At 69.1% G+C, this 19,074-nt stretch carries 23 protein-coding genes; 2 read left to right on the top strand and 21 right to left on the bottom strand.

Features of this window, described 5'->3' with window-relative positions; all coding sequences use genetic code 11:
• Window positions 1-7: 7 nt before the first annotated feature.
• From BR07_RS23435 to BR07_RS0105200, 8 genes are all read right to left on the bottom strand, one after another.
• Window positions 8-1,057, bottom strand: coding sequence for a MinD/ParA family ATP-binding protein (locus BR07_RS23435; RefSeq protein WP_051613086.1), 1,050 nt, complete (start codon window positions 1,055-1,057; stop codon window positions 8-10).
• Window positions 1,058-1,090: 33 nt separating this feature from the next.
• Complete coding sequence (ccsB, locus tag BR07_RS0105230) at window positions 1,091-2,068, bottom strand: c-type cytochrome biogenesis protein CcsB (RefSeq protein ID WP_027504524.1); 978 nt, start codon at window positions 2,066-2,068, stop codon at window positions 1,091-1,093.
• A gap of 2 nt (window positions 2,069-2,070) precedes the next feature.
• Window positions 2,071-3,714 carry a cytochrome c biogenesis protein ResB gene (gene resB / locus BR07_RS0105225; protein WP_037184693.1) on the bottom strand — a complete coding sequence of 548 codons (1,644 nt, stop codon included), beginning with the start codon at window positions 3,712-3,714 and terminating at the stop codon, window positions 2,071-2,073.
• 16 nt (window positions 3,715-3,730) lie between these two features.
• Entirely contained in the window at window positions 3,731-4,522 is a 792-nt protein-coding gene (locus tag BR07_RS0105220) for a cytochrome c biogenesis CcdA family protein (protein ID WP_027504522.1), read from the bottom strand.
• Complete coding sequence (locus BR07_RS0105215) at window positions 4,515-5,123, bottom strand: TlpA disulfide reductase family protein (RefSeq protein ID WP_027504521.1); 609 nt, start codon at window positions 5,121-5,123, stop codon at window positions 4,515-4,517. The genes BR07_RS0105220 and BR07_RS0105215 overlap by 8 nt, the downstream gene beginning before the upstream one ends.
• Window positions 5,120-5,725: a histidine phosphatase family protein gene (locus tag BR07_RS0105210; protein ID WP_051613157.1), complete on the bottom strand. Its 606-nt coding sequence runs from the start codon at window positions 5,723-5,725 to the stop codon at window positions 5,120-5,122. The genes BR07_RS0105215 and BR07_RS0105210 overlap by 4 nt, the downstream gene beginning before the upstream one ends.
• 95 nt (window positions 5,726-5,820) lie before the next feature.
• A complete protein-coding gene (gene hemL / locus BR07_RS0105205) occupies window positions 5,821-7,158 on the bottom strand; it encodes a glutamate-1-semialdehyde 2,1-aminomutase (protein ID WP_027504519.1) in 1,338 nt (445 codons plus the stop codon).
• Between the two features lie 66 nt (window positions 7,159-7,224).
• Window positions 7,225-7,719: a GNAT family N-acetyltransferase gene (locus tag BR07_RS0105200; protein ID WP_027504518.1), complete on the bottom strand. Its 495-nt coding sequence runs from the start codon at window positions 7,717-7,719 to the stop codon at window positions 7,225-7,227.
• A 96-nt stretch (window positions 7,720-7,815) separates the two neighbouring features.
• Here BR07_RS0105200 and BR07_RS0105195 point away from each other — a divergent pair, with 96 nt between their 5' ends.
• Together BR07_RS0105195 and BR07_RS0105190 are read left to right on the top strand one after the other, a co-directional pair.
• Window positions 7,816-8,073, top strand: coding sequence for a hypothetical protein (locus BR07_RS0105195; protein ID WP_027504517.1), 258 nt, complete (start codon window positions 7,816-7,818; stop codon window positions 8,071-8,073).
• A gap of 42 nt (window positions 8,074-8,115) precedes the next feature.
• Entirely contained in the window at window positions 8,116-10,125 is a 2,010-nt protein-coding gene (locus tag BR07_RS0105190; protein WP_081821114.1) for an acyl-CoA dehydrogenase family protein, read from the top strand.
• Window positions 10,126-10,220: 95 nt separating this feature from the next.
• Here the strand turns inward: BR07_RS0105190 and BR07_RS0105185 are convergent, their stop codons facing one another.
• The 13 genes from BR07_RS0105185 to BR07_RS0105125 all read right to left on the bottom strand — a co-directional run bounded on the left by BR07_RS0105185 (window position 10,221) and on the right by BR07_RS0105125 (window position 19,062).
• Window positions 10,221-10,496: a metal-sensitive transcriptional regulator gene (locus tag BR07_RS0105185; RefSeq protein WP_027504515.1), complete on the bottom strand. Its 276-nt coding sequence runs from the start codon at window positions 10,494-10,496 to the stop codon at window positions 10,221-10,223.
• A 36-nt stretch (window positions 10,497-10,532) separates the two neighbouring features.
• A complete protein-coding gene (locus tag BR07_RS0105180; RefSeq protein ID WP_155956938.1) occupies window positions 10,533-10,772 on the bottom strand; it encodes a hypothetical protein in 240 nt (79 codons plus the stop codon).
• Entirely contained in the window at window positions 10,769-11,266 is a 498-nt protein-coding gene (locus BR07_RS0105175) for a hypothetical protein (RefSeq protein WP_027504513.1), read from the bottom strand. Before BR07_RS0105175 ends, BR07_RS0105180 begins: the two co-directional genes overlap by 4 nt.
• Window positions 11,263-11,730, bottom strand: a complete 468-nt coding sequence (locus tag BR07_RS0105170) for a hypothetical protein (RefSeq protein WP_051613085.1) — start codon at window positions 11,728-11,730, stop codon at window positions 11,263-11,265. Before BR07_RS0105170 ends, BR07_RS0105175 begins: the two co-directional genes overlap by 4 nt.
• 52 nt (window positions 11,731-11,782) lie before the next feature.
• Window positions 11,783-11,992: a hypothetical protein gene (locus BR07_RS0105165; protein ID WP_027504511.1), complete on the bottom strand. Its 210-nt coding sequence runs from the start codon at window positions 11,990-11,992 to the stop codon at window positions 11,783-11,785.
• A gap of 57 nt (window positions 11,993-12,049) precedes the next feature.
• Window positions 12,050-12,187, bottom strand: coding sequence for a hypothetical protein (locus tag BR07_RS26920; protein ID WP_155956937.1), 138 nt, complete (start codon window positions 12,185-12,187; stop codon window positions 12,050-12,052).
• 89 nt (window positions 12,188-12,276) lie between these two features.
• Complete coding sequence (locus BR07_RS27560) at window positions 12,277-12,960, bottom strand: DUF5336 domain-containing protein (RefSeq protein WP_051613084.1); 684 nt, start codon at window positions 12,958-12,960, stop codon at window positions 12,277-12,279.
• Window positions 12,957-13,931, bottom strand: a complete 975-nt coding sequence (gene hemB, locus BR07_RS0105150; protein ID WP_027504510.1) for a porphobilinogen synthase — start codon at window positions 13,929-13,931, stop codon at window positions 12,957-12,959. Before hemB ends, BR07_RS27560 begins: the two co-directional genes overlap by 4 nt.
• Before the next feature lie 69 nt (window positions 13,932-14,000).
• Window positions 14,001-15,563: a uroporphyrinogen-III synthase gene (locus BR07_RS0105145; protein ID WP_027504509.1), complete on the bottom strand. Its 1,563-nt coding sequence runs from the start codon at window positions 15,561-15,563 to the stop codon at window positions 14,001-14,003.
• Window positions 15,560-15,694, bottom strand: coding sequence for a hypothetical protein (locus BR07_RS27765; RefSeq protein ID WP_261781496.1), 135 nt, complete (start codon window positions 15,692-15,694; stop codon window positions 15,560-15,562). The genes BR07_RS0105145 and BR07_RS27765 overlap by 4 nt, the downstream gene beginning before the upstream one ends.
• Window positions 15,695-15,761: 67 nt before the next feature.
• Window positions 15,762-16,760: a hydroxymethylbilane synthase gene (hemC, locus tag BR07_RS0105135; RefSeq protein WP_027504508.1), complete on the bottom strand. Its 999-nt coding sequence runs from the start codon at window positions 16,758-16,760 to the stop codon at window positions 15,762-15,764.
• 29 nt (window positions 16,761-16,789) lie between these two features.
• On the bottom strand, window positions 16,790-18,184 hold the full coding sequence (locus BR07_RS0105130; protein ID WP_027504507.1) for a glutamyl-tRNA reductase: 1,395 nt from the start codon (window positions 18,182-18,184) through the stop codon (window positions 16,790-16,792).
• Window positions 18,181-19,062 carry a redox-sensing transcriptional repressor Rex gene (locus BR07_RS0105125; RefSeq protein WP_037184687.1) on the bottom strand — a complete coding sequence of 294 codons (882 nt, stop codon included), beginning with the start codon at window positions 19,060-19,062 and terminating at the stop codon, window positions 18,181-18,183. The genes BR07_RS0105130 and BR07_RS0105125 overlap by 4 nt, the downstream gene beginning before the upstream one ends.
• Window positions 19,063-19,074: the final 12 nt, after the last annotated feature.

Genomic DNA, 19,074 nt, shown 5'->3' with positions numbered 1-19,074 from the left:
ACGACCGTCACCGCGTGACGTGGGGCGGGAACTCGGCGGTCATCGCTGCTGCCGTCTCGAGAAGCGCCGTGCGCGTCGCCGGCGCGAGAGCGTCGAGGTCGACCTCCGCCCCCTGAGCGAGATGGTCGTCGTACGGGATCACCCGCACGGCGCGACATCGCTGACCGAAGTGGTCGACGATCTTCGAGACGTCGATGACCTTCGACCCGGGCCGCACCATGTTGACCACTGTCAACGACTGCTCCACCAGATGCCGGTAGCCGTGCGCGTCGAGCCAGTCCATCGTCGCCGATGCACTCCGCGCACCGTCCACCGATCCGCTGCTCACGATCACCAGCCCGTCGGCGCTGCGCAGGATCGCCCGCATCGCCGAGTGCAGAAGTCCCGTTCCGCAGTCGGTCAGCACGATGTTGTAGAACCGCTCCAGCACGGCCACCGTGGTCTCGTAGTCGTACGCGTCGAACGCCTCCGACATGGCCGGATCGGACTCCGACGCCAGCACTTCGAGCCGGTGGTGATTCTGGGACGTGAAGTCGCGGACCGCGCTGTACTTGTCGATGTCGCGGGCATCCTTCAGCAGGTCGCGCACCGTCTTCTCGGTCTCCAGCGGAACCCGGGAGCTCAGCGTTCCGCGGTCGGGGTTCGCGTCCACGGCGATCACACGGTCGCCCCGGACCGACGAGAACGTCGATCCAAGCGCCGCCGCCACCGTGGTCTTCCCGACGCCTCCCTTGAGGCTCAGGATCGCGATGCGATGACACCCGTGCAACGGGTTGCCGACCTGACGGATCAACGCGAGCCGCCGCTGCTCCTTGGCGCTGTTGCCCACGTTCACCCGGCCACCGGTGACGTCGAAGAGCGTGCGGCGCCAGCCGCCCGTCGGTGGGGGCGGCGAGGTCCGCAGCAGCCGTGACGTCGAGAGGTCGTGCGCCGTGGGCGGTTGCATCGGCGAGGCAGGCACCTGCTGGATCGCCGGATCCGTCGGCGTCGACGCGGACGGGATCCGCCCGTCGTCCTGCGGGCCGGGCGACCACCCGTCCCAACGATCGTCCGTCACCGATTCCCCCCGGCGGTCATGTCGAGCCGACGGTCAGTTCAGACCCGCGTACGAGTGCAGACCGGAGACGACCATGTTGATGATGAAGAGATTGAACAGCATGGCGACGAAGCCCGCGACGTTGATCCACGCCGCGCGGGTGTTCCGCCAGCCCGACGTCGCCCGTGCGTGCAGGTACGCCGCGTAGACGACCCACGCGATGAAGGACACCGTCTCCTTGGGATCCCAGCCCCAGAAGCGTCCCCACGCGGCCTCGGCCCAGATCGCACCGAGGATGACGCCGGCGCCGAACAGCGGGAAGCCGATGATCGTGGTCTTGTAGGCCAGGCGGTCGAGCGTGCGGGCGTCCGGAAGACGCTGGGCGAACCGGGCGAGTGCACCCGTGTTCGCGCCGTCCTCCGTGGCGGGGAAGCGCATCCGTAGCAGGAACAGCAGCGACGCGACGCCGGCCACCAGGAAGATTCCGCTGCCGATGCTGACGATGGTCACGTGGATCGGCAACCAGTACGAGCGCAGGGCCGGGACCACGGGGGCCGCGTCGGCGTAGAGGACCGTCGCCGCGAGGAACATCAGGATCATGACCGGGACGACCACGAAGATCAGCGTCGGGCGCATCTTCCGCAGCGCGATGATCGAGGTCGCCGTCGCGGCGGCCGTGGCCATCGTCACGAACTCGTACATGTTGCCGAGGGGGAACCGGTCGGTGGCGAATCCGCGCAGCACGATCGACGTGACCGTGAGCAGCAGACCGAGCACCACCAGCGCGTAGCCCATGCCGCCGTAGCGCTCGGACGCGGGACGCCGGGGCACCTCCTCGATCCGACCGGGACCGGTGGGCCGCACGGGCGCCTTGCCCGCCGCGACGAGCTGCCGCTCGGACTTCTGCTCCGCAGCCGTGACGGTCTGCGTGGCGTACTGGGCGATGAGGAACACCGCCGCGAGCAGGTAGACACCGAACGCCGACCGGAAGGACCAGTCGCTGAACTGCGCGAGTGTGGCGTCGATCGGCATGGTCACTCCCTGTTGTTCGAGGTCGGTACGTCATCGGCGTCGGGTCGGTCGAGCACCCGCGCGGTGAGGCGGTCGAACTCGTCACCCCAGCCGGCCTGATCGGTCCGGGCGAGTCCGCCCACTTCTACTACGGTACGTCGTCGGTCGTCGTCCGTGCTCACGCGGACCCAGATGCGACGGCGCTTGATCACCAGGGACACCAGCAGACCGGCCATCATCGACAGCGCGAACACCAGCACCCACGTCTGCGCGGGGTCGTGCGAGACCTGCAGGTTGACGAATTTCTCGGCACCGTCGAATCGCACCTGCGTGCCGTCGGACAGCGTCGTCGACTCCCCCGGTGTCAGGTTGACGCGATCCTGCTTCACCAGCCGGCCCTGCTCCACCAGCACCTGGCTCAGCGAGAACAGCGACTGTGGATTACCGGTGTCGAGGCCGGTGTCGCCCTTGTAGATGTCGACGGCCACCGCCGGATCGTTCGGGGCGGGGAAGCTCGACGACAACAGCGAGCCGTGGAAGAACGCGGTGGGCGCGAACAGCCCCTCGATGGCGATCTGGTTCTGGCGGCGGACATCGGGATCCGGGTACAGACCGCCGGGCGGATCGAAGCGGTGCACTCCGCTGGAGAGGAACGTGGTGCCGTCCGTGGGCTCCCACTGGACCGTCTCGGTACGGGTCTCTCCGTTGGGGAACGTCACCGTGAACGTCGGCGCGTATCCGTGTCCCTGCAGGTAGACGCGGTCACCGGCGACCCGCAGCGGATGGTTGACCTGCAGGGTGTCCGGGCGCCAGGTGTTCGTGACCAGGTCGTCGCCGGCCTGGTACTCGATGTCGGACGTGAACTGCTCGGCCTGCCCGTTCTCGAGGTAGTCGGCCGTGAAGTTCTTCACCCGCACGCAGAGCGGGGTCATGCCCGTGCCGTCCTCGCTGTTGCCGGCCCGGAACGAGTCGAACTGGGCGGGCGAGGTGGTGCAGATGCCCGGGCCGTCGTTCGCGATGACGACGACGTTGCCCTCGTAGCTGAAGAGCTTCCCGACGGCGATGGCCACGAGCAGACCGACGAGCGACAGGTGGAACACCAGGTTGCCTGCCTCGCGCAGGTACCCCTTCTCCGCGGACAGCGTCAGGGCGCCGCTCTCCTCGGTGCGCCGCATCTTCCGCCAGCCGCGCATCCGGCCGTCGATCTCGTCGAGGAGAACGTCGGGTGCCGTGTCGACCTCGGTGCGCAGGTGGTGGGGCAGCCGCCCCAGGTTGCGCGGGGTGGCGACCGGCGAGGTGCGCAACGCGCGGGCGTGGTCGACGCACCGCGGCAGGATGCAGCCGACCAGCGAGACGAACAGCAGGACGTAGATCGCCGTGAACCAGAAGCTGCCGAAGACGTCGAACAACTCCAGCCGGTCCATGACGGGCCCCAGGGACGGGCGGTCCGCGATGTACTGGTCCACCTTCCCCGAGTTGAGGCTGCGCTGCGGCAGCAGCGCACCCGGGATCGCGGCCAGGGCGAGGAGGAACAGGAGCACGAGTGCCGTGCGCATCGAGGTCAGGCCGCGCCAGGTGTTCCGGACTGCGGCGACGACGCGCCCCGCCGGAGACTGCCGCGGCGGGCGCGCCTCGGCGTCCGGGCGGGCCGACAGGTCAGTGCTCATATCTCTTTCTCGTCCACTAGATCGGCAGGGTCACGCTGGTCACCGCTCCGTCGCGGATCCAGCTGACGAACAGGTCCCAGGCGCCGGTCACCAGTGCGATGCCGACAGCCACCAGCATCAGACCGCCGAACACCTGGATGGCACGGGCGTTGCGGCGCAGCCATCCGACGCCGCGCAACGCGCTGACGGAGCCGAACGCCAGAACGACGAAGGGCAGTCCCAGTCCCAGGCAGTAGGCGACGATCAGCACCACACCGCGCGCCGCGGTGGTGCCCTCGGTGCCGGCCGTCAGCGAGATGACGCCCGCCAGCGTGGGTCCGAGACACGGGGTCCATCCGAGCGCGAACACGCCACCGAGCAGCGGTGCCCCGAGGATGCTGCCGACGCGGCGCGGTTCGAAGCGCGTGTCGCGCTGCAGGGCGGGGATCAGACCGAGGAAGACGAGACCCATCGCGATGGTGACGACGCCGCCCACACGCTGCAGGATCTCGCGGTTCACCGACAGCACCGAGATGGCGCCGAAGACCGAGGCCGTGGCCAGGACGAACACCACGGTGAATCCGAGAACGAAGAGGGCCGCGGCACCGGCGACGCGGCTGCGACCCCGCACCAGAGTCTTGGTGGCCGCCTCGTCGGCGGTGACGGACGGGGAGTCCGCTCCGACGACTCCGGCCAGGTAGGACAGGTAACCCGGAACCAGGGGGACGACGCAGGGCGACGCGAAGGACACCAGACCGGCGAGCAGGCAGGCACCGAGAGCCAGGAACAGCGGCCCCGACGCGGCAGCCGACTGGAACGCCTCACCCATCGGACACGTCGGGTGGCTCGGCTGCGATGCGCTCGACCACGGGCTGCAGGTCGCTCGCGAGAAGCTCCGTCAGGAACACCGCGGCGACGCGGTGCTCACGGTCGAGCACGATCGTGGTCGGGATGACGGTGGTCGGGTAGTTCGATCCGAGAGCGAGGAGGGTGCGCAGCGGCGGGTCGTAGATGGACGGGTACGTCACGTTGTTGTCGATGACGAAGTCCTGCGCCTTGTCCTGCTGGTTGTCGCGCACGTTGATGCCCAGGAACTGCACACCCTGGTCCTTCGTCGCCTCGAAGACCTGCTCGAGATCGTCGGCCTCACCGCGGCAGGGGCCACACCACTGACCCCAGATGTTGAGGACGACGACCTGGCCCTCGTAGTCGGACAGCGACGTCGTCGTGCCCTCGGTCATGAGGTCGGGTCCGGAGAGGTTCCCCACGGTGCCGCGGTCGGCGGGCGGGTCGTAGAAGATCGACGTCTTGCCGCCGGGTGAGACGAACTCGAAGGTCCCACCCTGTGCCACGGCGTCGGTACCCGTGGCGCACCCGGTGAGAACGGTGGCGGCCACGAGCAGCGGCGCGAGCAGGCGGGCGGGTCTCATGCGCCCGTCTGGAGGGGGTCCGACGCCCCTGCGGGCTCGGAGTAGACGATGTCGACGAGGGTGTCGCCCTCGTAGATCAGCGAGGTGAGCGACGCGAGGCCGCACTGGCGGTTGCGGGGGTCGTGCCACAACCGGTCGCCCTGCAGGAAGCGGCGCAGGGTCCACACGGGCAGCTGATGACTCACGCACACGGCCTCGTGGCCCACGGCCGCGACGCGAGCCGCGTTGACGGCAGCCAACATCCGGTGGGCGATCTGCAGGTAGGGCTCGCCCCAGGAGGGGGTGAACGGGTCACGCAGCTTGAGCCAGTGGCGGGGCCGGCGCAGCGCACCGTCTCCGACGGCGACCTTCAGACCCTCGAAGTCGTTCCCGGCCTCGATGAGGTTCTCGTCCGTCTCGATGGTGAGCCCGAACGCCGACGCGATGGGCGCCGCCGTCTCCTGCGCGCGTTGCAGCGGGGAGGCGACGACGTGCGTGACGTCGTGCCCGGCGAGCACGTTCGCCACCGTGCGCGCCTGGGCCTGACCGTTCACCGACAACCGGAAGTTCGGGAGGCGCCCGTAGAGGATTCCCTTGGGGTTGTGCACCTCGCCGTGCCGCATCACGTGCACGATCGTGCGGGTGTCGGCGTGCGGGTGCCCGGAAGTGTCGTTACCGGACGCGTCGCTGTTTGTCGGGTCGGTCGGGGACGACTCGGTCATGACGGTGCTTTCTGCTCGGCAGCGGCTGCTGCGGCGGCGGCGTGGGGAGCGGCCGACTCGATGATCTCGAACGCGCGGTCGTCGAGCGCCGCGGAGACGAACCAGGCCTCGAACGCGCTCGGCGGCGGGTACACGCCGCGGCTCAGGAGCGCGTGGAAGAAGGCGGGGAAACGCCAGGTGGCGGCCGCCTTGGCGCCCGCGTAGTCGATCACCGGTTCCTCGGAGAAGAAGACGCTGACCATGTTGGCGGCGTACTGCACGCGGTGCGGGACGCCCGCCGCGGTGAGCGCGTCACCGAGGATGCCGCCCAGACGGGTGGAGTTCGCGTCGAGTGCCGCGTAGACGTCGGCGTCCGCCGCGCGCAGCGTCGCCAGACCCGCGGCGACCGCGACGGGGTTACCCGACAGGGTGCCGGCCTGGTAGACGGGGCCCGCGGGGGCGAGGTAGCTCATGATGTCGGACCGGCCACCGAACGCGGCCGCGGGGAGGCCGCCGCTCATGACCTTGCCGAAGGTGTACAGGTCACCGGCGATGCCGTCGACGCCGTACCACCCCGACGCGCTGACGCGGAAGCCTGTCATGACCTCGTCCATGATCAGCAGTGCGTCGTGCGCACGGGTCAGACGCTGCAGACCCTCGTTGAAGCCGGGCTGCGGCGCCACCGCACCCATGTTGCCCGCCGCGGCCTCGGTGATGACGCACGCGATCTGACCCGGATGGTCGGCGAACGCCTTCGCGACCGCATCGAGGTCGTTGTAGGGAACGACGATGGTGTCGGCCGCCTGCGCACCCGTCACGCCGGGCGACGTCGGCAGCCCGAGGGTGGCGACGCCCGAGCCTGCGTCGGCGAGCAGGGCGTCGACATGGCCGTGATAGCAGCCGGAGAACTTGACGATCTTGCTGCGACTGGTGAACCCGCGGGCCAGACGCACCGCACTCATGGTCGCCTCTGTGCCCGAATTCACCAGGCGCACCTCGTCGACGGGATCGACGCGGCGCACGATCTCCTCCGCCAACTCGATCTCGCCGAGCGTGGGAGCACCGAAGGACAGTCCCGTGGAGGCCGCCTTCTGCACCGCCTCGACCACGGCCGGGTGGGCATGACCGAGAATCATCGGTCCCCACGAGGAGATGAGGTCGACGTAGTTGTTGCCGTCGGCGTCGCGCAGGGTGTATCCGCTGGCCTCGGCCATGAACCGCGGGGTTCCGCCCACGGAGTGGAAGGCCCGCACGGGCGAGTTCACGCCACCGGGGATGACGGCGGACGCGCGTGCGAAGAGTTCTGCGGATCGGGCGGTGGGGACGCCGGTGTCGGTTCCGCTCGAAGGAGTCACGCCCTCCAGTGTTTCACAGGACGCGGAGTGCTCTTTCTGATAAGGAGCAGTCTCACACCGGCTGTCTCACGTCTCGATCAGGAGCTGCATCCAGGTCAGGTCGAGCCACCGCCCGAACTTGACGCCGACCTGCGGCATGACACCCACCACCGTGAAGCCGAACTTCGCGTGCAGGGCGATCGAGGTGGTGTTCGAGGACTCGATTCCCGCGACGATCGCGTGGACGTCCCCACGGCGGGCGCGCTCGATCAGTTCCGCCATCAACGCGGTCGCGACGCCGCGCCGATGGAAGCCGTCGGCGACGTACACGGAGTTCTCGACGGTGTGCCGGTAGCCGGACTTCGGACGGAACGGCCCGTAGGACGCGTAGCCCGCGACCCGACCGTCGATCTCGGCGGTGAGGATCGGCAGGCCGGCGCCGGTGCGCTGGTCGAACCAGGCCTGCCGGTCCGCGAGTCCCACCTGCTCCTCGTCCCAGATCGCGGTCGTGTCCGCGATGGCGGCGTTGTGCACGGTGAGGATCTCGGGCAGGTCGGCGGGCACGGCGTCGCGAATCAGCACAGCGACACGGTAGTCGGTTGCAGGCAGGCACGATCGACGAGAATCGACGTGATCGAAAGTGTTAAATCCGTGTTACATCGGGCATATCCTTCTGCCATGACGGCACCACACGAGCCCGACCGGCAGCACCCGGAATCCCGACTGGCCTGGCCGGAGGGGTTCCGCGAGCACCTCGTCGAGCAGTGCGACGGCTTCAGCTCGATCATGTCGCGCGCCATTGCGGACAACGGCGCCTCGCTCTTCCGCGACGGCCCCTACGCCCCGTCGACCCCGCAGGCTGCGTCGATGGACGCCACGAGTGTGATGTTTCGCAAGATTCGCGCGGTGTGGCGTGAATTTCTGTGGCCGCGCTGACAAGTCCCTCCCGGGCACCTCGAGTTTTGGTTACCGTCGAGTATGACCACTACCGAGACCGGCACCACTGACACCGGCACGTCCTCCGACAACGCTGCTCAGCTGGCGAATCACCTGCGCAGGACTCTCGACGGACGGTGGCGCGACGTACGGAACCAGACGCGCGAGCAGCTCGCGCGTCACGAGTTCGCACCGCACTACACACCCAACACCGCGATCGCGCGGACCAAGGCCTTCGAGCAGTTGCGTGTGCTCGCCGCGGCCGGCGCCGCCGAGTCCGGCTTCGCCAAGGAAGTCGGCGGCACGGGCGACATCGGCGCCGCCGTCACGATGATCGAGATGCTCGCCATGTCGGATCTGTCACTCATGGTGAAAGCCGGCGTGCAGTGGGGCCTCTTCGGTGGCGCGATCGAGAACCTCGGCACCGAAAAGCATCACAAGGAGTTCATCAAGCCCCTGATCGATCTCGAGACGCTCGGCTGTTTCGCGATGTCGGAGACTGGCCACGGCAGCGACGTGCAGTCCATCGGCACCACCGCGACGTACGACCGCGAGACGCAGGAATTCGTGATCCACACGCCGGACAAGTCCTCGCGCAAGGACTACATCGGCGGCGCCGCCGAGTCGGCGAAGTACGCCGCCGTGTTCGCGCAGCTGATCACCGCCGGACCGGGTGAGGAGCCCGAGAGCAAGGGCGTGCACTGCTTCGTCGTACAGATCCGCGACGAGAACTTCGGCAACGACCTCCCCGGCGTCACCACGTTCGACATCGGCTACAAGGGCGGCCTGCCCGGCGTGGACAACGGCCGCATCATGTTCGATCACGTCCGCATCCCGCGCGAGAACATGCTCAACAAGATCGCGGACGTCGCGGCCGACGGCAGCTACTCCTCGGACATCGACAACCCGAACCGGCGCTTCTTCACCATGCTGGGCACCCTCATCCGCGGCCGCATCACCGTGGGCGGTTCGGCGGGCGCCGCGGCGCGCGTCGCGCTGACCATCGCGACGAAGTACGCGCTGCAGCGCAAGCAGTTCAGCGCGCCCGGGACCGACGACGAGGTCACGATCATGGACTACCTCGTCCACCAGCGTCGGCTGTTCCCGCTCATCGCCAAGTCGTACGCGCTGCAGTTCGCGCAGAACGAGCTCGTCTCGAAGATGCACGACATCCAGAGCGCCGAGGATCCCGACGCCACCGAGCAACGGGAACTCGAGTCGCGGGCGGCCGGCCTGAAGGCAGCGAATACCTGGCACGCGACGAAGGCGATCCAGGAGTCCCGCGAGGCCTGCGGCGGCGCGGGCTACCTCGCGGAGAACCGACTCATCGCGCTCAAGGCGGACTCGGACGTCTTCACCACCTTCGAGGGCGACAACGTGGTGCTCACGCAGCTCGTCGCGAAGGAGCTGCTCACCGCGTACGCCCACGAGGTCCGCTCGTTCGGTGCGGCCGATTGGGTGAAGTTCGCCGCCGGCACGGTCGGCGACGTGGTGAAGAAGCGCACGGCGGCGGCGCCCATCATCCAGACCCTCGTCGACTCACGTCAGGACAACGAGGAGGAGGGCAGCCTCTTCAACCGCGGCACCCAGATCTCGATGTTCGAGGAGCGCGAGGAGTACCTCATCTCCACGGCCGCGAAGCGTCTGAACGGGTTGTCCAAGAAGATGAGCCAGTTCGACGCGTTCAACGCGGTGCAGGACCACATCCTGCACGCGGCCACGGCGCACGTCGATCGCGTGGTGCTCGAGGCGTTCGTCGCCGGCATCGACAACTGCGAGGACGACGACGCCAAGGAACTGCTCGGCGAGGTGTGCGACCTCTACGCGCTCACCACGATCGACGCTGACAAGGCCTGGTTCATCGAGCACCGCTACATCTCCACTGAGCGGTCGAAGGCCGTCACGCGCGGGATCAACGAGCGCTGTCGCACGCTGCGCCCGCACGCCCACACGCTGATCGACGCGTTCGGCGTTCCCGAGGCGCTGCTCGGTGCGGCGATGCTCGCCGACGACGAGCCGGGTGAAGTGAAGGAATCCGTCACCGCCGACTAGGCCGGCACCCCTTCGGCCCCCTCGCGAGTACGCCCAGGATGTCGTGATTCAGTGCTCCACAACGACCCTATGGGCGTACTCGCCGAGGGTGGGAGTCAGGAACGGACGAGGCGAGCGATCGCCTCGGACGCCTCCCTGACCTTCGCGTCCGCTTCGGGTCCGCCCTCGCGGGCCGCGTCCACGACGCAGCCCGCGAGGTGGGCGTCCAGCAACTTCAGCGACACGGACTGCAGCGCCTTGGTGACAGCCGAGACCTGCGTCAACACGTCGATGCAGTACCGGTCGTCGGCCACCATGCGAGAGATGCCGGCCACCTGTCCCTCGATGCGGCGCAGACGCTTGAGGAGGTCGTCCTGATCGAAACTGCTCATGCGTCCAGAGTACCCCCAGGGGGTAACGGGTAGAGGTCAGCGCCGCCGTACGACGCGCATCACCAGGTACACCGCGACGGCCGCCGCGACCACAGAGAGAGCCGCCCAGGGCCCCGCGACACGGGTCGAGTCGTACGTGACCGAGAACCCCTCGAACGACGACGTGGTGGCGAACTGCTCGGTCACGGTGGTCGTGGTCCTCGACTGCACCCACAGAACCACGGCCACGACGGCGAGGACGACCGCGACCACCACCGGAGCGAACCGGCGCATCACGCGTCGGGCTCCGCGTCGGTGGCGGGCGCCACGAGTGCGAGCAGTTCCTCGCGGAGCGTCTCGTCGTCCTTCGCCCACGCCTGGACCAGGCCGTTGCCCCGCAGCTTCAGGCCGACGCCGGTCCGCTTGCGTGGCACCCCGGACAGCTCCCCCAGCACTCGCGCGGCCTGCCACTTCTCCAGGGTGTTCCCGTTGGCGTCGTAGTCGGGCTCCGGGTACACCTCGAGGATGTCCGCGATGGCGACGTTCTCCGTGCCCTGGCTCAGCGTCGTCGGCGTCAGGATCACCGTGGCGTGCCGACGGGCGGCCACGATCTGCACGTAGGTGAAGGCCATGAGAACCAGCGCGATCACGACGAGCGCCACGTAGTGCACAACGGGTCCCGTGTAGATCTCGACGCCGAGAGCGATGAGACAGAAGATCGGCCCCCAGGCCAGGGCGCGCCACTTCGCGCCGTACTCGGCGAAGATCACCGGTTCCGTCTCGTCGCTCACGGGGCCTCCGGTGCCGCGAACCACGGCGCCGCGGACGGTCGGTACACGAGCACGCAGGCCACGAAGAAGAGGATCGCCCCGAGCGTCGCCAGCAGGGGCACGATGGCGAAGCCGACGGTCACCGAGCCCAGAAGCACCAGCCCGAAGACGATCGACAGGACCGTCAGTGCCCGGCGGAACCGCGGATCGCCGCGTCGACACGCGGGCCCCGCGAGGAATCCGATGGCCAGTCCGACGATGATCTCGAGGACACCGACCGTGCGCAGCACCGTGATGACGCTCTCCACGGCATCCGGCTCGCCCCCGGTCTCGGTCAGCTGGGTCCGCAGCGAGTCGGCCGGGAACGTCAGCGAGATGAGGCCGAGCAGCACGACGAGGACGGCCCCGAGAACCCACACGGCGAACGCGACGGTGACGATCCGGGGACGGGCGGGCGACGCGGGCTCGGGCTTCTCGACGTTCACTCGACCATCCTGCCAAGACGCCTCCACACGGTGGAGTCCAGGCGTCTCTCGATCAGGTGAGGACGGCCGGCAGAAGCACTGCGGCAGCCATGAGGATGCCCGTGATCAGCACGATGGCGAGCAACCACAACTCACGTCGGCCACTGCTGCACTCGACGGTCTGCATACGAGTGCGAGGCGCCGTGGAACCGGCGGAGGTGGAGGAGAAATCGGCGGGCAACACTGTCTCCGTACTGATCAGAATGCTTGTGACAGTGGTCACGATACACCGATCGATGTTTGACGCAAAAAGACAGCCTGACCAGGCAGGACGGGCGTCTCAGGCGCCCGAGAAGCCGCTGGCGACGACGAGGACGACCACCACCACGGCAGACGTCAGGAGCAGCAGGGCGAACACCTCGGCGAGAGGGTTGCGGCGGTCGTTGGCGTCGTGCCCGACCGTCTGTCGTGGGGTCATGAAGATCCTCCGATCAGGGTGTGTCCGATCGTCAGAACCATAACGCCACTTCTGTAACTCAGGTCACATCTGTCACGGCGTGTCGCAGGTCAGCGCGGTGATCTCCGGGAGAGGAAGTACTCCGACGACTCGCGTCGATGCATCAGATACACCGCACCCGCGGCCGCGACGGCCTGCAGGATCCCGAGCACCGCGGTGACCAGGGCGATCGCGCCTCCGGAACCGAGGCCGAACAGCGTGGGAATCGTGGTGACGACGATGACCACGCCGATCGCCGTGAGAACCGCGCGCGCCCAGAGCTTCCCGGCCCGCATCTTCCGCACCACCAGGAGGACGAGCCCAGCGATCAGCACCCCGACGATCAACGACAACACCATGGCCACGACGAGCACGGTGTCCGCGGTCTCGGGCGGCAGTGCCAACGACGGGTCCTGCGCCTCGAGGTCCGTCAGGAACGCGTCGAGAAAGGCGTCACGATCGGTGAACAGGGAGTAGAGCCCGATGAGCATCGAGAGCAGACCGATGCCGATCACGCCGAACCACAGGTGGCGCGCCGTCTCGATGTCGACCGGCGCCTCGCTGTTCTCCGGTGACCGCATCGGCTGCATCGCGCTCGGGGGCAGACCCTCGGGGTGCCAGTTGCCCTGCGGCTGCTGACCCCACTGCGGCTGCTGACCCCACTGCGGCTGCTGACCCCACTGCGGCTGACCCTGCGGATCGTGGGGGTCGTGGCGAGGGTCCTCCGGGTTGCCGCCCGGGCGCTGGTCGTTCACAGCCGCGTCGCGATCTCGGTGGCCCAGTAGGTGAGGACGATGTCGGCGCCGGCTCGGCGAATACTGGTGACGGACTCCATGATCGCCGCGTCGCGGTCGATCCACCCGTTCTGCGCGGCGGCGGTGATCATCGCGTACTCCCCAGAGATCTGATAAGCGGCGACGGGCACGGGTGACGCGTCGGCCACGTCGCGCAGGATGTCGAGGTAGCTCATCGCGGGCTTCACCATCACCATGTCGGCACCCTCGGCGATGTCGAGGTCGAGTTCGCGCATCGACTCGCGCCGATTGGCCGAATCCTGCTGATAGGTCCGGCGATCGCCGCGCAACGTCGACCCGACGGCCTCGCGGAACGGGCCGTAGAACGCGGAGGCGTACTTCGCCGTGTAGGCCAGCTGGCCCACGTCGGCGAATCCGGCGGTGTCGAGGCCCTCGCGGATCGCGCCGATCTGCCCGTCCATCATGCCGCTCGGGCCGAGCAGGTGAGCGCCCGATTCCGCCTGCGCCACAGCCATGTCCACGTAGCGCACCAGCGTCGCGTCGTTGTCGACGCTGCCGTCCGCGGCGAGGACGCCGCAGTGACCGTGGTCGGTGAACTCGTCGAGGCACGTGTCCGCCATCAGGACGGTGCTGTCGCCGAGGTCGTCTCGGAGCCGACGCAGACCTGTGTTCAGGATGCCGTCGGGATCCGAGGCCATCGATCCCTGTCCGTCCTTGTCCTCCGGACGTGGAACCCCGAAGAGCATCAGACCGCCGACTCCGGCCCGCACGGCCTCGTCGGCAGCGGCGGACAGCGAGTCCAGGGTGTGCTGGACGACGCCCGGCATGGAGCTGATCTCGCGCGGGGCATCGAGGCCGTCGGCCACGAACATCGGCAGCACGAGGTGCCGCGGTTCGAGCGACGTCTCCGCCACCAACCGGCGGATGGCTGGGGTACGACGCAGTCGCCGGGGACGGTCTACGGGGAACACGGAACCCTCACTTCGTTCGGCCGTGCGCCCTTTGCGTATCCCTGGATGCGCAAAGGGCGCACGGGCGGGTCAGCGCCTACGAGACTTCTTGCGCGGAGGCGGCAGTGCACCCTCGGCGCGCAGTCGTGCAGCGTGCTCGGCCAGTGCCTCGACCAGCGGTCCGACCTGAGCCGTCTCGGGCTGCACGTCGACACGCAGGCCGAACTCGACGGCCGTCTCGGCGGTCTTCGGTCCGATGCACGCCACGAGGGTGCGCGCGTGCGGCTTGCCGGCGATGCCGACGAGGTTGCGCACGGTGGAGCTCGACGTGAAGCACACGGCGTCGAAGCCGCCGGTCTTGATCATCTCGCGGGTCTCGGCGGCCGGCGGCGCAGCGCGCACCGTGCGGTACGCGGTGACGTCGTCGATCTCCCAGCCGCGCTCGCGGAGGCCCTCGGCGAGAGTCTCGGTCGCGATGTCGGCGCGCGGCAGCAGGACCCGGTTGACGGGGTCGAAGACCTCGTCGTACGGCGGGAAGTCCTCGAGCAGCCCTGTGGAACTCTGCTCGCCGGACGGGACGAGCTCGGGGTTGATGCCGAACGAGCGGACCTTCTCGGCCGTCGCTTCGCCGACGCAGGCGATCTTGACGCCGGAGAACGCGCGAGCGTCGAGTCCGAACTCCTCGAACTTCTCCCACACCGCGCGCACCGCGTTGGTGGAGGTGAAGACGACCCACTGGTAGCGGCCGTCCACGAGGCCCTTGACCGAGCGCTCCATCTGAGCGGGGCTGCGCGGGGGCTCGACGGCGATGGTCGGCACCTCGATGGGGATGGCGCCGTGCGTCACCAGGCGCTCGCTCATCTCGCCGGCCTGGTCCTTGGTGCGGGGCACGAGGACGGTCCAGCCGTACAGCGCGCGGCTCTCCCACCAGGACATCCGGCTGCGCTGCGAGACGACCTTGCCGACCGTGACGATGAGTGATCCCACGAGCTCGGATCCCGCGTCGTTCAGCGTCGCGAGGGTCGCCTCGACGGTGCGCTGCTGACGCGTCGTACCGCGGACGGTGATGGCGACAGGCGTCTGCGGGGCCAGGCCGTGCTCGACGAGCGCACTGGCGGTCTCGGCGAGGTGGCCGGACGTCGCGTGCAGGACGAGCGGTCCGGGTGCCGCGGCGAGCGACGCCCAGTCGACGTCGCCCCGGACGTCCGCCTCGGTGTGCTCGGAGCCCAGTGCCATGCCGGCGTAGCTCGGCACCGCGGACCCCGCGGGAAGGCCGGGAACGACCTCGAACTGCACCTGGGTCCGCGCCACGGCGGTGACCTCGGCGATGACGGAGTCGGTGGTCAGCGGATCACCCGAGACGAGCCGCACCACGTCGTGGCCGTTCTTCGCCTCGGCGACCAGCGTCTTGGCCACCTCGGCGGGCTCGCCGAGCGCCGGACGCACGTCCACGCCGTTCTCGCCCGTCTCGGCGTCGGCCGGGACTGCGGTGCCCACCAGGGCGATGACACCCTTGTCGACGTCGGGATCGGTGAAGGCCATCTCGGCGATCGCCAGCGCGTCCCTCGCCCGGACGGTGAGCAGGGCCGGGTCGCCCGGTCCGGATCCCACGAACAGGATCCGTCCCGGGGTGTTCTTGCGGACTCGGCTCATGATTCGTTCTCCAGTGCAGTCTGTTCCGCGTACTTGTCGCGGAAGCGGATCTCGATCTCGGTGGCGGGACCCCGCTTGGGGATCAACCGCGATGTGGCGATGCGCTCGTACCGTCCCGGACGGGGTGTCACGCGTCGCCCGGGCAGGCCGCCACGTCTGTGTCGGCTCGCGGTCCCGACGACGCTCAGCGCCCTCTGCTCACGCATCGATCGACTCGCCTTTCTCGGTACCGCCCGGTCTCTGGGTCGAGGCGGCGGTGGACGAACTGGAGGGCTCGGTGACGGCGACCAGGTCTCGGGCGCCGAGTTCGAGAAGTTCACGGGCGACACGGCGGCCGATGCCGTCGGCGTCGTCGACGGGCCCCACTGCGGAGGCTCGGATCACGTCGGAGCCGTCCACCGCGGCGGCGCAGCCGCGCAGGGACAGTTCCTCGAAGACTCGGCCGTCCTCGTCGATGGATTCGACGACCTCGGCGATGGCCCCGACCGGAGCGGTGCAACCGGCCTCGAGCTCGGCGAGCAGGGCCCGCTCCGCCGTCACCGAGGCGCGCGCCGCGGGATCGTCGAGGGTCGCGAGCACGGAGGCCAGATCGTGGTCGTCGGAGCGGCACTCCACTGCGAGTGCCCCCTGAGCGGGAGCCGGCAGGAACTGCACCGGCTCGAGAGCCTCGGTGACGACGTCCAGACGGTCGATCCGCGCCAGTCCGGCACGGGCCACGACGACGGCGTCGAGCTCACCCTTGGTGACCTTGCCGATGCGAGTGTCGAGGTTGCCGCGCAGGGGCTGCACGTCCAGGCCGAGGCCGAGTGCGCGCAGCTGGGCGATACGCCGCGGTGCGGACGTGCCGACGGTGGAACCGGCGGGCAGTTCGCCGAGCACCAGTCCGTCGCGCGCCACCAGGGCGTCACGCGCGTCCTCGCGCTGCGGGATCGCGCCGATGGTGAAACGCTCGTCCTCCGCCGTCGGAAGATCCTTGTAGGAGTGCACGGCGACGTCGATGGTCTTGTCCGCCAATGCTTCCCGGAGGGCGGCGGTGAAGACGCCCACGCCGATCTCCTGCACCGGTGCGGCCGACTTGTCGCCCGCGGTGGTCACGACGACCAGCTCGGTGCGGACACCGGCGGCCGTGATGGCAGCGCGGACGGTCTCGGCCTGCGTCGTGGCGAGCAGGCTGCCGCGGGTACCGATACGCACCACGCGATCACCCAGCGCAGCGGCGTTCGCGATCATTCCGTACCCCGCTCGTGGGAGAGGGTGAAGTCGTCCGCGAGGGCGGCGGTGGGATTGTCCGTGTCGACGGCGGTGGCGACCTCCATCGGCGACGCGACGGCCTGAACCGTGCTCGGCGAGAGCTCGAAGAGCTCCCGGAGCGCCTCGGCGTAGGAGTCGCCGCCCGGCGTGGTGGCCAGCTGCTTCACGCGCACGGTGGGCGCGTGCAGCAGCTTGTCGACGACGCGGCGCACGGTGCGGGCCACCTCGTCGCGCTGCGGGTCGGCCAGATCGGGCAGTCGTGAGTCGAGCCGCATGAGCTCCGACTCGACGACCTCGGCGGCCCGCTGACGCAGCGCCGTGACGGTCGGGGTGACCTCGGCGAGGCGCTGTCCGGACAGGTAGGAGGCGAGCTCGGCGGCCACGATGTCGCGGGCCGCACGCTCGTCGGACGCCGCGGCGCCGGCCGCGGGATCGTGCTGCAGCGACTCCATGTCCAGGACGGTCACGCCGGGCAGGCCGGCGACGGCGTGCTCGACGTCGCGAGGCAGGCCCAGGTCGCAGATCACCAGCGGGCGAGCCTGCGTGTCGCGCTGGGCGAGCGCACGATGGGCGTCGGCGATGGTCACGACGGCACCCACCGCACCGGTACAGGTGACGAGGATGTCGGCGTCCGCCACCGTCGCGGAGAGCTGGTCGAGTGTGATCGCGAACGACGTCACGCCGCCCGAGGCCGCGGTCTCGGACAGGTGCTGCGCGCGGCTCTGGGTGCGGTTGGCGACCGCGATGCTGCCGATGCCGGTGCGCGTCAGATGAGCGACGGAGAGACCGCCCATCGCGCCGGCGCCGAGCACGACGGCCTTCTTGCCCGCGAGACCACCGAGCACGTCGGAGGCGCGATCGAGCGCGACGGAGACCACGGAGGCTCCCGCCTTGTCGATGCCCGTCTCGGAGTGGACCTTCTTGCCCACGCGCAGCGCCTGCTGCGCCAGCTCGTGGAGCGCGCGGCCCGATGCCTGCTGAGCGTCCGACGCCGCGTAGGCGGCACGGATCTGCCCGAGGATCTGCTGCTCACCGATCACCATCGAGTCGAGTCCGCCGGCGACGGCGAACAGGTGCTCGGCCGCGGCCTCGCTGTAGCGCACGTAGGCGTACTTCGTGAGCTCGGCGAGCTCGAGACCGGAGTGCTCGGACAACAGTGCACCGAGATCGGTCAGGGCGCCGTGGAAGGCGTCGACCACCGCGTACACCTCGACGCGGTTGCACGTCGAGACGATCATGACCTCGGAGACATGCGGCGACATCATGATCTCGTCGGTCAGTTTCGGGCGTTCCGTGTCGCTGACGGCGATACGTTCGAGCACCGAGACGGGAGCGCTTCGATGCGAAATCCCGAGGAGAAGGACACTCACGGTGCTATCACCGATCCGTTTCTACTAGCGGGGGTGACCGTCCGGGGATCACGACAGACCGGGCGGGCGGGACGGATGCGCGGTGCCTTGTGGGCGTTCGCGAACGAGAGGACCTGCAGCTCCACGGCGAGATCGACGCGGCGGAGATCGACGTGCGGGGGGGTCACCGGATCGGTGGACGCGAAACTGAGGATGCAGTCGATGTCGGCCTCGACGAGGGCGTCGACGGCGGACTGGGCGGCAGCGTCCGGCGTGGCGACGACGCCGACGGTGGCGCCGAGCTCGGCGGCGACCTCGACCAGCCGATCGACGTGCAGAACGGTGAGCTGCGAGTAACCGTCGTCGGCGTTGCCGACGGTGATCTCGCGGCCCACGACGGCCGGATCGCTGTCGAACAGGGCGACCATCGTGAAACCGCGACGACTGAACCCGTCGTACCCGACCAGTGCGGTGCCGAGGTTGCCGGTGCCCACCAGCACGACGCGGTGACCGCGATCCAGACCGAGCGCCAGCTCGATGCGCGCCCGCAGGCGAGCGACGTCGTATCCCACTCCGCGAACACCCATCGGGCCGAGGAACGAGAGGTCCTTGCGCAGCGTGGCCGAACCGACCCCGGCGGCCGTCGCGAGGTCCTCGCTCGAGACGATCATCACTCGGGTGTCGGTCAGCGAACTCAGTACCCGGAGATACCCCGCGAATCGGGTGACCGTAGCCTGGGGCACAGCGCGAGAGACCGCACCACCGTCACGAGACACAGCACCACCGTCGCGGCCGGAGTCGGACACCGCGCCGGAGCGCGCGATACCGACGCCGGGCAGGCGGCGTTGTGAGGTCACGTCGAAGGCTCCTCGTCCGACGGCACGCCTGATGACAGGCATGCGGTCTCCACG

This window comes from Rhodococcus sp. UNC23MFCrub1.1, assembly GCF_000686025.1.
In the GTDB taxonomy this organism is placed as follows: Bacteria; Actinomycetota; Actinomycetes; order Mycobacteriales; family Mycobacteriaceae; genus Rhodococcoides.
This window is presented reverse-complemented; position numbering and strand designations above follow the sequence as displayed.